Source organism: Arthrobacter sp. T572 (assembly GCF_056780115.1).
Genome location: NZ_JBRAZQ010000002.1, coordinates 2,307,070 through 2,321,012 on the forward strand (window position 1 = coordinate 2,307,070; position 13,943 = coordinate 2,321,012).

Consider the following 13,943-nt stretch of genomic DNA (forward strand, 5'->3'; position numbering starts at 1 on the left):
CCAACCGCCACGCGGCTACGGGGCCGGGGAAACCAACGGCAGTTCGCTGGCCACCCGAACGATCACCGCAGCGGCAACCTCCGCCTTTGATCCCGAAGCCTGCTCAGGTTCAGCCCCGCGCCCGGACAGGATCACCACGGAATTTTCGTCCTGGCCGAAGACCCTGCCGACACCCACATGGTTGACCACCAGCAGGTCGCAGCCTTTGCGCTTCAGCTTGGCGGCCGCGTGCTCCAGGACGTCTCCCTGCTCATCGCCTGTTTCGGCAGCGAATCCCACAATCAACTGTTGGGCCCCACCGGCATCGCGCTGTTCAACCAACTCCCGCAGGATGTCCGGGTTGCGGACCAGGTGCACGACGGGAGCGTCTTCGCCGTCGACCTTCTTGATTTTGGTGTCGGAAACCTCCGCCGGACGGAAATCGGCAACGGCGGCGGCCATAATCACGACGTCGGAGTCCACTGCCGCTTTCAGCGCAGCTTCCCGCAGTTCCAGCGCAGATTCGACACGGACGAGTTCGACGCCGGCCGGCGGCTCGACGTCCATATGGGCTGCCAGGAAACGGACCTCGGCACCCGCCGCCAACGCGGCAGCAGCCAGGGCGGCGCCTTGCTTGCCGGAGGAGCGGTTTCCGAGGAACCTCACTGGATCCAGGGCTTCGCGCGTACCGCCCGCTGAAATCGTGACGGTACGGCCGGCCAAAGGGCGTTCCCGGCCGGCTCCGGTTACCAGAGCCATGGCGGCCTCAAAGATCTCCTCGGGGTCGGGAAGGCGGCCGGGGCCTGAGTCGGCGCCGGTGAGGCGGCCCGAAGCCGGTTCCAGCACTGCCACTCCCCGCTCGCGAAGGGTGGCCACGTTGGCCCGCGTGGCGGCGTGCTGCCACATCTCCGTGTGCATGGCAGGTGCGAACAGCACCGGCCCGTGAGCCATCAGGAGGGTGTTCGTGAGCAAATCCCCGGCCTGTCCCGTAGCCGCTTTGGCCAGGAGGTCCGCAGTGGCCGGAGCTACGACAATGAGGTCGGCCTCGTGCCCCAGACGGACATGGTTGACCTTCTCAACGTCATCGAAAACGCTGTTGCTCACGGGGTTCCCGGACAGGGCTTCCCACGTGGCTACACCGACAAAACGGGTGGCGGCCTCCGTGGGAATGACCGTGACCTTGTGTCCGGCTTCAGTAAAAAGCCGGAGGAGCGATGCAACCTTGTAGGCTGCGATCCCTCCCCCGACTCCGAGGACTATGCGCACGTGACCTCCGTCAACAGGCAGTCGTGTTTTATTCTGCAGGCTCGATCGGCGTGGAAACGAGCAGGCCTTCGTTGATCTCGCGCAGGGCGATGGAAAGGGACTTCTCGTTCAGCTTGGTGTCGACGAGCGGTCCGACATATTCGAAAAGGCCCTCGTGCAGCTGGGCGTAGTACGCGTTGATCTGCCGGGCACGCTTGGCGCCGAAGATCACCAGGCCGTACTTGGAATCGGCAGCCTCAAGCAGCGAATCGATCGGCGGGTTGATGATGCCTTCAAGGTTGGTGGACACGAATTCTCCAAATTCTAGCGGGCCGACAATGCAAGCGCTTAGCGCCCGTGCGGGGTAAGCCCCATGAGTGAAACAAGCTCGTCCGCTGCCCGGCGAACGTCGTCATTGATGACGGTGTGGTCAAACTCCGGTTCAGCAGCAAGTTCAAGTTTAGCGGTTTCCAGCCTCCGCTGCTGTTCCTCGGCAGTTTCCGTGCCGCGGCCCACCAGCCTCCGCACCATTTCGTCCCAGCTCGGCGGGGCGAGGAAGACGAACTGGGCATCCGGAACGGCTGCCTTGACCTGGCGGGCTCCCTGCAGGTCGATTTCCAGCAGGACGGACTTTCCCTCGGCAATCGCGGCATTGACCGTACTGCGGAGTGTCCCGTAACGGTTGTGGCCGTGGACAACAGCCCATTCCAGAAGTTCGCCGTCCTCAACCAGGGAATCGAATTCCTCCGCGGACTTGAAGAAGTAGTGGACGCCGTCCTTCTCCCCTGGCCGGGCGGCACGGGTGGTGGCGGAAACTGAAAGCCAAACCTCCGGATAGTTGTCCCTGATGTAGGTGGATACGGTTCCCTTGCCTACAGCAGTAGGGCCTGCAAGGACAGTCAGTCCAGGTTTCTTGCTCACGGATTCCTTAGGGGAGTTGCTTTTAAGCGCTTGGCTGGTTTCCCATAAAATCTACCAGCGCCTTGGCCTGGTGTACGCCCAGGCCGCGGATACGGCGGGAACCGGCGATGCCGATTTCCGCCATGATCCCGGCAGCACGCACCGGACCAATGCCCGGAAGCGCTTCCAGCAACTCGACGACGCGCATGCGGGCTATCGCATCATCCGAGCCGCCACTGGCTATGAGTTCGGCGACGCTGACCTCGCCACGCTTCAGCTTTTCCTTGGCCGCGGCCCTGACCGCACGCGCCTTGGCGGCCTTCTCCAAGGCGTCGGACCGCTCCTTCGGTGTCAGCTCTTTAAGGCCCACTGCCAAACCCCTGTCAGCTCCGATGTGTGATCCAGATCATGAGAGAACTGTTCCTGAACCTACCTGCAGCCACTGCGGAGCGCAATGCGCTTGCGCAATCAGTCAGCCAGCAGTCCGTCCAGCGTTTGGCGCGTTGCCTCACGCAGACCTGCCACAGTGGGACCTGCGGCCAGGATTCCACGGCTGGAGGTCGCCAGGACAGTCGGATAAGCAGCACCAAAAGTAGCCCGAAGGTCGCCCGGAGTAGCGCCCTGGGCGCCCAGGCCCGGCGCCAGGATCGCACCCCGCACCGGGGCGAGGTCAATGGCCAGGTCCTCCAGTGCCGAACCGATGGTGGCCCCAACAACCAGGCCCACCGATCCCAAAGCACCGGAATACCGCTCGTTTTCCCTGGCGGTTGCCGCGACAATCTGCCGGGCCACTGAATCGTCGCCGCCAACGTGTTGGACGCTTTTGCCCTCGGGGTTGGATGTCAGCGCGAGGACAAATACTCCCCTGCCATACTCCGCGGCAAGGTCCAGGGCAGGACGCAGGGACTCAAAACCGAGATAGGGGCTCAGTGTCACCGAATCGGCCGCCAACGCCGAACCGTCCCTGAGCCATGCATCTGCGTAGGCGGCCATCGTTGAACCAATGTCTCCGCGCTTGGCGTCTGCGATGCTCAGCACGCCTGCATCCGCAGCAGCAGCCAAAGTGCGCTCCAGGACAGCCATGCCGGCAGACCCGTGACGCTCGTAGAGGGCCACCTGCGGCTTGACGGCGGCAGCGAGGGAAGCCACCGCCTGGACCACGGTGAGGGAAAAGCGCTCCAACCCGGCGGCGTCGTCGTTCAGTCCCCAGTCCGCAAACAACTGCGGGTGCGGGTCGATCCCAACGCACAGCGGACCCCTGTCAGCCATGGCCGCAGCCAGCCGGGAGCCGAAAGACTCCCGGACCGGCTGCTGGACTTCCTGTGCCTCAGGCATTCGCTGCTTCCAGCGATGCAGTCAGGTTTGCTGAGTGCTCCTGCAGGCTGGTGACCGACCATTCGTAGGTCCGCAGGGCCTCGATGGCCTGCACTGCGGCATTGAACTCGGCCACGGTGGTGATGCAGGGGATGCCGATCGATGTCGCGGCAGCGCGCAGTTCGTAGCCGTCGCTGCGGGCCTCGCCACCGGACGGGGTGTTGAACACCATGTCGATTTCACCCGCGACCACGAGGTCGGCAATGGTGCCTTCGCCTTCGGCGCTGCTGCCCTCGGCAACCTTCCGAACGGGAGTTGCCTGGATGCCGTTGCGGCGCAGGACATCCGCCGTGCCGCCGGTGGAGACAATCTCGAAGCCGAGGTCGGACAGGCGCTTGACGCCCATGATGACAGAACGCTTGTCCCGGTTAGCTACCGAGACGAAGATTTTGCCACCGGTGGGCAGCGCGTTGTTGGCCCCGGACTGGCTCTTGGCGAACGCGGTATCGAAGTGCTTGTCGATGCCCATGACCTCACCCGTGGAGCGCATCTCCGGGCCGAGCAGCGAGTCCACCACCTTGCCTTCCGGAGTGCGGAACCGGCTGAACGGCAGGACTGCTTCCTTCACGGCCACAGGAGCATCCAGCGGAAGAGTGGAGCCGTCACCGGTTTCGGGCAGCATCTTGTAGGCAGTGCGGAGCTGGTTGATGGTCACGCCAGTGCCGATCAGCGCAGCAGCCTTGGCCATCTGAACGCCCGTTGCCTTGGAGACGAACGGGACGGTGCGGGAGGCACGCGGGTTGGCTTCCAGGACGTACAGGACGTCGGAGGCCAAGGCGAACTGGATGTTGATGAGCCCGCGAACGCCTACGCCCTCGGCGATGGCACGGGTAGCCGTGCGCACCCGTTCGATCACGTTGTTGCCCAGCGTGATCGGCGGCAGGACACAGGCCGAGTCACCGGAGTGGATACCGGCCTCCTCGATGTGCTCCATGATGCCGCCCAGGGTACATGTCGTTGCCGTCGAACAGCGCGTCAACATCGATCTCCACCGCATCTTCGAGGAAGCGGTCGATCAGCACCGGGTGGTCCGGCGTGATTTCCGTCGCGTTGGCGATGTACCGGGAAAGGTTGGCCTCGTCATAGACGATCTCCATGCCGCGACCGCCCAGCACGTAGGACGGGCGGACCAGGACCGGGTAACCGATCTCGTCGGCAATCTTCTTGGCGTCCTCGAAGGAAACGGCCGTACCGTTCTTGGGCGAGGTCAGGCCGGCTTCATCCAGCACGCGGGCGAACGCACCACGGTGTTCGGCGAGGTCGATGGCTTCCGGCGAGGTACCGAGGATCGGAACACCGGCATCGGCCAGCTGCTGGGCGAGCTTGAGCGGAGTCTGGCCGCCCAGCTGTACGAAGACACCCATCACGCCACCGGTGCGCTCTTCGGCAGCGATGACTTCCAGGACGTCTTCGAGGGTCAGCGGCTCGAAGTAGAGGCGCGTGGAGATGTCGTAGTCGGTGGAAACCGTCTCCGGGTTGCAGTTGACCATGACGGTCTCGTAGCCGGCCTTGCGGAGCGCCATGGAGGCGTGGACGCACGAGTAGTCGAACTCGATGCCCTGGCCGATGCGGTTGGGGCCGGATCCGAGGATGATGACCGACGGCTTGGCGTGCAGGCCCACTTCGTCTTCCTCGTCGTAGGCCGAGTAGTGGTACGGCGTGTAGGCCGCGAACTCGGCAGCGCAGGTGTCCACGGTCTTGTACACGGGGCGGATGCCCAGTGCCTGGCGGACACCGCGTACCACGGCTTCGGAATTATGGGTCAGGGCACCGATCTGCTCATCCGAGAAGCCATGGCGCTTGGCGTTGCGCAGCATGTCCTCGCTCAGGACGCCGGCCTTGCGGATTTCCTGGGCGGTTTCGTTCAGCAGCTGGAGCTGGTCCAGGAACCACGGATCGATCTTGGTGGCTTCGTAGAGGTCCTCCACGGTGGCACCTCCGAGGAGGGCGCGCTGCACCTGGTACAGGCGTTCCGTGGTGGGACGCTTGGCCTTTTCGATGAGGTCGGCAACGTCGTATTCCGGCACCGGCGTGAAGTCCAGCTGCGAACCCTTCTGTTCCAGGGAGCGCAGGGCTTTCTGCAGGGCTTCGGTGAAGTTGCGGCCCATCGCCATGGCCTCGCCCACCGACTTCATGGTGGTGGTCAGGGTGTTGTCGGCTGCGGGGAACTTCTCGAAGGCGAAGCGCGGGACCTTGACCACCACGTAGTCGAGGGTCGGCTCGAAGGATGCCGGCGTCTTCTGCGTGATGTCGTTGGGGATTTCGTCCAGCGTATAGCCCAGGGACAGCTTGGTGGCGATCTTGGCGATCGCGAAGCCGGTGGCCTTGGATGCCAATGCCGATGACCGGGAGACGCGCGGGTTCATCTCGATGACCACCACGCGTCCGGTGTCCGGGTTGATGGCGAACTGGATGTTGCAACCGCCCGTGTCCACACCGACTTCGCGGATGACGGCGATGGCGACGTCACGCAGCTTCTGGTATTCGCGGTCCGTCAGGGTCAGGGCCGGCGCAACGGTGATGGAGTCGCCGGTGTGCACACCCACGGGGTCGAAGTTCTCGATGGAGCAGACAACAACGACGTTGTCGTTCTTGTCGCGCATCATCTCGAGTTCGTATTCCTTCCAACCGAGGATGCTTTCCTCGAGAAGGACCTCGGTGGTGGGGCTGTATTGCAGGCCCTGGCCGACAATACGGCGCAGGTCGTCCTCGTTGTACGCCAGGCCGGAGCCCAGGCCACCCATGGTGAAGGACGGACGGACCACCATGGGGTAGCCCAGGTCCTCGGCAGCCTTGAAGGCCTCGTCCATGGTGTGGATGATGTGGCTGCGTGCCGACTCCGCACCGCAGCGTTCCACCACGCCCTTGAACTTCTCCCGGTCTTCACCAAGTTCGATCGCAGCGATGTTGGCGCCGATGAGCTCGACGTTGTACTTCTCCAGCACACCGTTCTTGTCCAGGGCGATCGCCGTGTTCAGCGCCGTCTGTCCGCCCAGGGTGGGCAGCACGGCGTCAGGACGCTCCTTGGCGATGATCTTTTCGACCACTTCCGGCGTGATGGGTTCGACGTAAGTGGCATCGGCGAATTCGGGATCCGTCATGATGGTGGCCGGGTTGGAGTTCACCAGGATGACGCGCAGGCCTTCGTCCTTGAGGACGCGCAGCGCCTGGGTCCCGGAGTAGTCGAACTCGGCCGCCTGGCCAATGACGATCGGACCCGAACCGATGACAAGGACGCTCTTGAGATCTGTACGCTTGGGCATTACTTCTTGTCCTCAGTCTTGGATTCGGTGGAGTTGTGGTTGGCTGCCTTGGCATCGGCCATGAGGTCGATGAAGCGGTCGAAGAGGTAGGCAGCGTCGTGCGGGCCCGCGGCAGCCTCCGGGTGGTACTGGACCGAGAAGGCAGGGATGTCGAGGCACGCAAGGCCTTCGACGACGTCGTCGTTCAACGAAACGTGGCTGACCTCGACGCGTCCGTAACGTTCCTCCGGCGCCACAGTGGCACCGTTCAGCGGCGCGTCGACGGCGAAGCCGTGGTTCTGGGAGGTGATTTCCACCTTGCCGGTGCGGCGGTCCATGACCGGCTGGTTGATGCCGCGGTGGCCGTAGCGCAGCTTGTACGTGCCGAAGCCGAGGGCACGGCCCAGGATCTGGTTGCCGAAGCAGATACCGAAGTACGGCAGCTTCTCGTCCAGCACGGAGCGCAGCAGCGTCACCTGGTGGTCAGCCGTGGCAGGGTCGCCCGGTCCGTTGGACATGAAGAACCCGTCCGGCTTCACGGCGTTGACGTCCTCGACCGTGGAGGTAGCCGGAAGGACGTGGACCCGAACGCCGCGCTCGGCGAAACGGACAGGCGTCATGGCCTTGATGCCGAGGTCTACGGCGGCGATGGAGAACCGCGGTTCGCCCTCCCAACCGTGGTCCTTGGGATCCACGACATAGGCTTCGTCGATGCTGACCTCTTCGGCCAGTGCTGCGCCTTCCATTGGTGCGCTGGCCAGGACGATGTCCAAAAGTTCCTTATCGGATGCCTGTGCAGCCTCGCCGGAGAAGATCCCGGCGCGCATGGTCTTGTGTTCACGCAGGTGCCGGGTAATGGCGCGGGTGTCCACGCCCTGGATGCCCACGATGCCCTGTTCGACCAGTTCGTCGTCGAGGCTTCGTTCCGAGCGCCAGTTGGAGGGGCGGCGTGCGGCGTCGCGGACGATGTAGCCTGCCACCCAGATGCGGCGGGACTCAGCGTCTTCGCTGTTGACGCCCGTGTTGCCGATGTGCGGAGCGGTCTGAACCACGAGCTGGCGGGCGTAGGAGGGGTCGGTGATGGTCTCCTGGTAACCGGTCATGCCGGTAGCGAAGACGGCCTCACCAAGGGCAGTTCCCTGGGCGCCGTAGCTGCGGCCGCGGAACATGCGGCCGTCTTCGAGCACCAGTACTGCTGCTGAGGATGAGGTTGCGGTGGCTGCGTTACTGTCCGTCACTTTATTTCTTTCCACTATCGGCATCTGCCTGGGGGGCTGCGGAGATCAATTCCTGGATGGCTTGGAGCAAGGGCTGTCTGTCGGCGCTGTGCCTGGACCGGAAGCCGGTGTCGAGTTCCTGTTGGCCCAGCTTCCAGCTGATGACCAAAAGGCCGTCCTTTTCGACGAACTTTCCTGCCATGCCGCTGGTTTCCCGGGTTTCCACCAAGGCTTCCCGGGGGATGAACACCGGCGCAACACCTGCCCTGTCGAACAGGATGCCTTCGGCGTGGACGCTCAGCTCCGCGGTGGTCCTGATGCCCAGTCCCTGCACGGCGATGCGGTCCAGCCAGTCACCGGCGGTTGTGGTGGCGACATACTGGCCGTCGGCCACCAGTGAGGCCGGAGTCAGTTCGCCCGGCACCTGCGGAAGGCGTTCGACGCCGGCCTGCCGCCTCAGCCTGCTGCGCCAACCAAACCAGATCATCGCCAGGACGGCGATGACCAGCACGGCCGTGATGACAGCCGTCAATGTTTGGGTGCTGTCCATCACGTACCGCTGACTGCCCCGGCGGCCGGGGTTGCGTCGTCGGTGTACCGGTATGGGGTGTTCAGCTGGCCGTTGAGCACTGTGGGGTGTCCCTTGAAGAAGGTAGCCACCACTGATCCGGGCAGCTCTTTGCCCTTGAACGGTGAATTGCGGCCCATGGTGGCCATCTTATGGGGGTCCACGGTCCAGCGCGCAGCCGGGTCGACCAGGATGACGTTGGCGGGCTCTCCTGTTTGGAGGGGACGTCCCTGGTCGGCCAGCCGGCCGATCGTTGCCGGGCTGAAGGACGTGACCCTTGCGAAGTCGGCCCACGTCATGAGGCCCGTCTCGATCATGGTCTCCTGGACCACGGACAAGGCGGTCTCAAGGCCGGTCATGCCCATGGCCGCCTGTGCCCACTCGCATTCCTTGTGCTCGCTCGGGTGCGGCGCATGGTCCGTTCCAACGACGTCGATCGTGCCGTCGGCAAGCCCTTCGCGGAGTGCCTGGACATCGTGGTTGGTGCGCAGGGGCGGGTTGACTTTGTAGACGGGGTCGTAGCTGCGGACCAGTTCGTCGGTCAGGATCAGGTGGTGCGGGGTCACCTCTGCCGTGACGTTGATGCCCCTGGCCTTGGCCCAGCGGATGATCTCCACCGAACCTGCCGTGGAGACGTGGCAGACGTGCAGGCGGGAGCCGACATGCTGTGCCAGCAACACGTCCCGGGCAATGATGCTTTCTTCGGCGACCGCCGGCCAACCGGCGAGGCCCAATACCGCGGAGACAGCGCCTTCGTTCATCTGTGCCCCGGCAGTCAGGCGCGGTTCCTGCGCGTGCTGGGCCACCACGCCGTCGAACGCTTTGACGTATTCCAAGGCACGGCGCATGAGGACCGGGTCGTGGACGCAGATACCGTCGTCGGAGAACATCCGGACCTGGGCGCGTGAATCAGCCATGGCGCCCAGCTCGGCGAGCTGCTCGCCTGCGAGCCCCACGGTCACTGCCCCAACCGGCCGGACATCCACCCACCCGGAAGCACGACCCAGGCTGTGGACCTGCTCCACAACGCCGGCGGTGTCCGCCACCGGGTTGCTGTTGGCCATGGCGTGGACGGCAGTGAATCCGCCCAAGGCGGCGGCACGGGTTCCGGTCTCCACCGTTTCTGCGTCTTCGCGACCCGGTTCACGCAGGTGGGTGTGCACATCAACCATGCCCGGAAGGGCAACCAGACCGGCAGCGTCGATAACGGTGGCGTCATCGTCCCTAAGGTCCTTTCCCCGCGCGGCGATGATGCCGTCACGGATCAGCAGGTCCTCGGAGTCGCCACCAAGAATGGCGGCGCCACGGATCAGGTACGTGTTTTCGGCCATCAGTTGCTCTCCTTGGTGGACTGGTGCGAAGCGGTGGATGCGGTGTCGCGGGTGTCGCCGGACAGCAGCAGGTAGAGGGCCGCCATCCGCACGGAGACACCGTTCCGGACCTGTGCCAGGACGGTGGACCGCGGTGAATCGGCGGCAGCAGACGAAATTTCCAGGCCGCGGTTCATGGGGCCCGGGTGCATGATGATCGTGTCCTTCATGCCGAGGTCGTCCAGTGTCCGCAGGCGGGCATCGTCAAAGCCCCAGCGGCGGGAATACTCCCGGGTGGACGGGAAGAAGGAAGCGTTCATGCGCTCACCCTGGACGCGCAGCATCATCATGGCGTCAACTCCCGATTCGAGGGTCTCGTCCAGGTTGTAGCTGACCTTGCAGGGCCAGTGTTCGACGCCGATCGGCAGCAAGGTGGGAGGCGCCACCAGGGTGACTTCCGCCCCGAGGGTCCGGAGAAGCCACACATTGGAACGGGCCACGCGGGAGTGCAGGACGTCCCCTGCGATCGCCACCCGCATGCCACCCAGGTTGGCGCCGGTGGAGGCGGTTCCGTTGACCCGGGACCAGTGCCGGCGCATGGTGAAGGCGTCCAGCAGGGCCTGGGTGGGGTGCTCATGGGTTCCGTCTCCGGCGTTGACCACTGCGGCATCGATCCAGTCCGTGGCCGCCAACCGATGGGGAGCCCCCGAAGCCCAGTGCCGGATCACCACAGCGTCGGCGCCCATGGCGGCCAGCGTCTGGGCAGTGTCTTTGAGCGACTCACCCTTGGACACCGAGGAGCCCTTGGCGGCAAAGTTGATGACATCGGCCGACAAGCGCTTGGCCGCGGCTTCGAAGGAGATGCGGGTCCTCGTGGAGTCCTCGAAGAAGAGGTTCACCACGGTGCGGCCGCGGAGGGCCGGCAGCTTCTTGACCTCGCGGTCCCCCACCGCTGACATTTCCTCGGCGGTATCAAGGATGCGGATAGCGTCCGCGGCGCTGAGGTTTTCGGTGGAAAGTAGGTGCTTCACTTACCCGCCTCGATCACTACTTCGTTGATGGGTTCACCGTTCACTGCATCTGTCTCTTCAAGGCGCACGCGGACTTTTTCGGCCGAGGACGTGGGCAGGTTCTTTCCTACGTGGTCTGCACGGATGGGGAGCTCACGGTGGCCCCTGTCCACCAGGACCGCCAGCCGGACGATGCGGGGACGGCCCAGGTCCACCAAGGCATCGAGGGCGGCGCGGATGGTGCGGCCGGAGTAAAGGACATCGTCAATCAGGACGACCACTTTGTTGTCGATGCCGGACAACGGAAGGCGTGTGTGGTGGGGAGGGCGCGTGGGCTGGTGGGAAAGATCGTCACGGAACATGGTGACGTCCAGCTGGCCGACTATGGTCTCGGCGTTGACTGCGGGATCGGCGGCAGCGATCTTGTTGGCGAGGCGCACTGCCAGAGGATAGCCGCGACTGGGGATGCCCAGCAGAACCAGGTCCTGGGAGCCCTTGTTGGCCTCGAGGATCTCGTGGGCGATACGAGTGAGCGCACGGTCAATGTCCGCCTGGTTGAGGACAACCCGCGGAGGAACCTGTGCTGAAGCAATATCAGACATTCGCTCGTCTCCCCTTTCCCCGCCTCACAGGACGGAATTAAAAAAGGAATATTTGCGCTTCAAAACTACCACAGGCCCTCGCCCCGGCCTCACCGGCCAGGCAGGACACCGGTGAGTTTAAGCTCACATTCCGGCCGGTGGAATAGGGTCTTATCCATGAGCAGCAACCATCCTGGCAGTCCCGGCGGCCACAACCCCTACCATCGCCCCTCCTTGGACCCGGCGACGAATCCCACGTGGATCGGGCGCGTCCAGCCAGTGAACTACCAGCCCGCCCCGGGGAACCCCGGCCGGCACCCGCAGCAGGACTGGATGCTCCCGCCGGCGTCCCGCCCACGACGCTCCCCGGGCCTGCTGCCCCTCCTGCTCACAGGAGCCGTACTGGTCATGGGCAGCCTGTTGCTGGTGGTGCCTTTCCTGCTGGGGAACACCGGTGTCACCGGCTTCGTGGTGGGATTCATCGCGTCCTTGATCCCCCTGGGTGTGGTCCTGTTGACGGTCCGCCTCATAGACCGCTGGGAACCGGAACCGCCACGCCTGCTGTGGTTCGCCTTTACCTGGGGTGCCGCCGTCTCCATCGCCGGCACACTGCTGATCCAACCGCTGTTCGCCGTGGCCGCACCGACCACCAGCGAGGAGGCCTTCACCTATTTCATGGCCACGGTCCAAGCCCCGATAGTTGAGGAATTCACCAAATCGCTGGGCCTCCTGGTGCTGCTGCTGGCCGCACGAAAGTACTTTGACGGACCGGTGGATGGCGTGGTTTTCGCCTTCACCATCGCTGCGGGCTTCGCATTCACGGAAAACATCCTGTACTTCGGCCGCGAGATTGCCTCTTCCACGGATCCGGGGGCGGACTTCGTGCGGATCTTCATCCTTCGCGGCCTCATGTCGCCGTTCGCCCATGCCATCTTCACGGGCACCACAGGCTTGGTCATGGGATTCGCGGCACGCAAGTGGCACGCGGGCTACGCAGTCCTTGCTTTCATCATTGGGTTGCTCCCCGCGATGTTCCTCCACAACCGCTGGAACAGCATGGGACAGGACTTCCTGGTGGAGTACTTCGTTGTCCAGGTGCCCATCTTCATCCTGGCCGCGGTCGGAATCATCCTCCTACGCGTCGCGGAAGGGAAGCTCACGCGCCAGCGGCTCATGGAATATGCCCGCGCGGGGTGGTTCACCCCCGCCGAGGTCGACATGCTGGCCACGTCCGCGGGCCGCCGTCAGGCTATCCGGTGGGCGGGTTCCCGTGGCAGGGCTGCCCAGATGCGTGCTCTCATCAAGGAGGCAACGGCACTGGCCTTTTCGCGCCAACGGATCCTCAGCGGGCGGGACGTCCGGCAGCACCAGCATGACGAGCTGGAACACCTCAGGACCATACCTGCCCTTCGAGCAGCAGTACTGCAGTAGGCCCGGAGACAGAAAATGCCCCCGGGAACTTGAACACGTCAAGCTCCCGGGGGCATTTTCCACGATCTGCGCGCTAGGCCAGAAGCGACGGCTTCAGCTTCTGCAACCTGCCCAACAGTCCGTTGACGAAGGCGGGTGATTCGTCAGTGGACATCGTCTTGGCCAGGGCCACAGCCTCGCTCACCGCAACACCATCCGGGACGTCGTCGTTGTACAGCAGTTCCCACGCCCCGATCCGCAGGATAATCCGGTCCACGGCCGGCATCCGTTCCAGGGTCCACCCTTGGGCGTACGTCTGCAGGAATTCATCGATGGTGGGCTGCATCGAAACTACGCCCTCAACGATTTCCACCGTGTAGGGGTTGACGACCAGGTCCGTCTTCTCACGACGGGCTGACAGGGCATCGAAAGCCGAAACCGAACGCTGTTCAGCTTCGAAAAGAACTTCAAGGGCCCTGTTACGGGCCTTACCGCGGGCACTCACTAGTCGTTGACCCGGCCCAGGTAGCTGCCGTCGCGGGTGTCGACCTTGACCTTCGTGCCCTGCTCGACAAAGAGCGGCACCTGGATTTCGTAACCGGTCTCCACGGTTGCAGGCTTGGTGCCGGCAGAAGAGCGGTCGCCCTGCAGGCCCGGCTCAGTGTAGGTGATTTCGAGGACAACGCTCGGCGGCAGTTCGATGTAGAGCGGAGTGCCCTCGTGGATCGCGATGTTGACCATCTGGTTCTCAAGCATGAAGTTGGTTGCGTCGCCAACAGTGGCACCGGAGACGTGGATCTGGTCGTAGTCCGTGGTGTCCATGAAGACGAAATCCTCGCCGTCCTGGTACAGGTACTGGTAGTCGCGGCGGTCCACCGTGGCGGTTTCGATCTTCAGGCCGGCGTTGAAGGTCTTGTCGACAACCTTGCCGGACATGACGTTGCGCATCTTGGTGCGAACGAATGCTCCGCCCTTGCCCGGCTTGACGTGCTGGAACTCAAGGACGTTCCAGAGCTGGCCTTCGAGCTTCAGTACGGTGCCGTTCTTGATGTCGTTTGTGGTTGCCACTTGTATCCTCTGGTTTCTCTCACTGGGTCCGGCTGCGGT

At 64.0% G+C, this 13,943-nt stretch carries 13 protein-coding genes and 1 pseudogene; 1 reads left to right on the plus strand and 13 read right to left on the minus strand.

Going from position 1 to position 13,943, the window contains the following annotated elements:
- Positions 1 to 15: 15 nt before the first annotated feature.
- The 11 genes and pseudogenes from coaBC to pyrR form a co-directional block, all read right to left on the minus strand.
- Positions 16 to 1,245: a bifunctional phosphopantothenoylcysteine decarboxylase/phosphopantothenate--cysteine ligase CoaBC gene (gene coaBC / locus ACUYMZ_RS11825; protein ID WP_481603500.1), complete on the minus strand. Its 1,230-nt coding sequence runs from the start codon at positions 1,243 to 1,245 to the stop codon at positions 16 to 18.
- 28 nt (positions 1,246 to 1,273) lie between these two features.
- Complete coding sequence (gene rpoZ / locus ACUYMZ_RS11830) at positions 1,274 to 1,534, minus strand: DNA-directed RNA polymerase subunit omega (RefSeq protein ID WP_017197559.1); 261 nt, start codon at positions 1,532 to 1,534, stop codon at positions 1,274 to 1,276.
- A gap of 38 nt (positions 1,535 to 1,572) precedes the next feature.
- Complete coding sequence (gmk, locus tag ACUYMZ_RS11835; RefSeq protein WP_426002817.1) at positions 1,573 to 2,145, minus strand: guanylate kinase; 573 nt, start codon at positions 2,143 to 2,145, stop codon at positions 1,573 to 1,575.
- A 22-nt stretch (positions 2,146 to 2,167) separates the two neighbouring features.
- Positions 2,168 to 2,494, minus strand: coding sequence for an integration host factor, actinobacterial type (gene mihF, locus ACUYMZ_RS11840; protein ID WP_426002819.1), 327 nt, complete (start codon positions 2,492 to 2,494; stop codon positions 2,168 to 2,170).
- Between the two features lie 98 nt (positions 2,495 to 2,592).
- A complete protein-coding gene (pyrF, locus tag ACUYMZ_RS11845; RefSeq protein ID WP_481603504.1) occupies positions 2,593 to 3,459 on the minus strand; it encodes an orotidine-5'-phosphate decarboxylase in 867 nt (288 codons plus the stop codon).
- Positions 3,452 to 6,761 (minus strand): annotated as a pseudogene (carB, locus tag ACUYMZ_RS11850) (carbamoyl-phosphate synthase large subunit). The gene pyrF and the pseudogene carB overlap by 8 nt, the downstream one beginning before the upstream one ends.
- On the minus strand, positions 6,761 to 8,002 hold the full coding sequence (gene carA / locus ACUYMZ_RS11855) for a glutamine-hydrolyzing carbamoyl-phosphate synthase small subunit (protein ID WP_426002822.1): 1,242 nt from the start codon (positions 8,000 to 8,002) through the stop codon (positions 6,761 to 6,763). Before carA ends, carB begins: the two are co-directional and overlap by 1 nt.
- The gene (locus tag ACUYMZ_RS11860; protein WP_426002824.1) at positions 7,980 to 8,507 is read right to left on the minus strand and encodes a PH-like domain-containing protein; all 528 of its coding nucleotides are present in this window, start codon (positions 8,505 to 8,507) and stop codon (positions 7,980 to 7,982) included. The genes carA and ACUYMZ_RS11860 overlap by 23 nt, the downstream gene beginning before the upstream one ends.
- Positions 8,507 to 9,856, minus strand: a complete 1,350-nt coding sequence (locus ACUYMZ_RS11865) for a dihydroorotase (RefSeq protein WP_481603507.1) — start codon at positions 9,854 to 9,856, stop codon at positions 8,507 to 8,509. Before ACUYMZ_RS11865 ends, ACUYMZ_RS11860 begins: the two co-directional genes overlap by 1 nt.
- Positions 9,856 to 10,866 carry an aspartate carbamoyltransferase catalytic subunit gene (locus ACUYMZ_RS11870; protein ID WP_426002826.1) on the minus strand — a complete coding sequence of 337 codons (1,011 nt, stop codon included), beginning with the start codon at positions 10,864 to 10,866 and terminating at the stop codon, positions 9,856 to 9,858. The genes ACUYMZ_RS11865 and ACUYMZ_RS11870 overlap by 1 nt, the downstream gene beginning before the upstream one ends.
- The gene (pyrR, locus tag ACUYMZ_RS11875) at positions 10,863 to 11,447 is read right to left on the minus strand and encodes a bifunctional pyr operon transcriptional regulator/uracil phosphoribosyltransferase PyrR (protein ID WP_426002827.1); all 585 of its coding nucleotides are present in this window, start codon (positions 11,445 to 11,447) and stop codon (positions 10,863 to 10,865) included. The genes ACUYMZ_RS11870 and pyrR overlap by 4 nt, the downstream gene beginning before the upstream one ends.
- Positions 11,448 to 11,603: 156 nt before the next feature.
- Here pyrR and ACUYMZ_RS11880 point away from each other — a divergent pair, with 156 nt between their 5' ends.
- Complete coding sequence (locus tag ACUYMZ_RS11880; RefSeq protein ID WP_481603510.1) at positions 11,604 to 12,857, plus strand: PrsW family intramembrane metalloprotease; 1,254 nt, start codon at positions 11,604 to 11,606, stop codon at positions 12,855 to 12,857.
- Positions 12,858 to 12,930: 73 nt separating this feature from the next.
- Here the strand turns inward: ACUYMZ_RS11880 and nusB are convergent, their stop codons facing one another.
- A complete protein-coding gene (gene nusB, locus ACUYMZ_RS11885) occupies positions 12,931 to 13,341 on the minus strand; it encodes a transcription antitermination factor NusB (protein WP_426002830.1) in 411 nt (136 codons plus the stop codon).
- Positions 13,341 to 13,904, minus strand: a complete 564-nt coding sequence (gene efp / locus ACUYMZ_RS11890; protein ID WP_364157627.1) for an elongation factor P — start codon at positions 13,902 to 13,904, stop codon at positions 13,341 to 13,343. The genes nusB and efp overlap by 1 nt, the downstream gene beginning before the upstream one ends.
- Positions 13,905 to 13,943: the final 39 nt, after the last annotated feature.

Bases quoted from the DNA above. Each gene is read 5' to 3' on its own strand.
- pyrF (WP_481603504.1), bottom strand. From the start codon at position 3,459: ATGCCTGAGGCACAGGAAGTCCAGCAGCCGGTCCGGGAGTCTTTCGGC.
- carA (WP_426002822.1), bottom strand. From the start codon at position 8,002: ATGCCGATAGTGGAAAGAAATAAAGTGACGGACAGTAACGCAGCCACC.
- ACUYMZ_RS11860 (WP_426002824.1), bottom strand. From the start codon at position 8,507: ATGGACAGCACCCAAACATTGACGGCTGTCATCACGGCCGTGCTGGTC.
- ACUYMZ_RS11865 (WP_481603507.1), bottom strand. From the start codon at position 9,856: ATGGCCGAAAACACGTACCTGATCCGTGGCGCCGCCATTCTTGGTGGC.
- pyrR (WP_426002827.1), bottom strand. From the start codon at position 11,447: ATGTCTGATATTGCTTCAGCACAGGTTCCTCCGCGGGTTGTCCTCAAC.
- ACUYMZ_RS11880 (WP_481603510.1), top strand. From the start codon at position 11,604: ATGAGCAGCAACCATCCTGGCAGTCCCGGCGGCCACAACCCCTACCAT.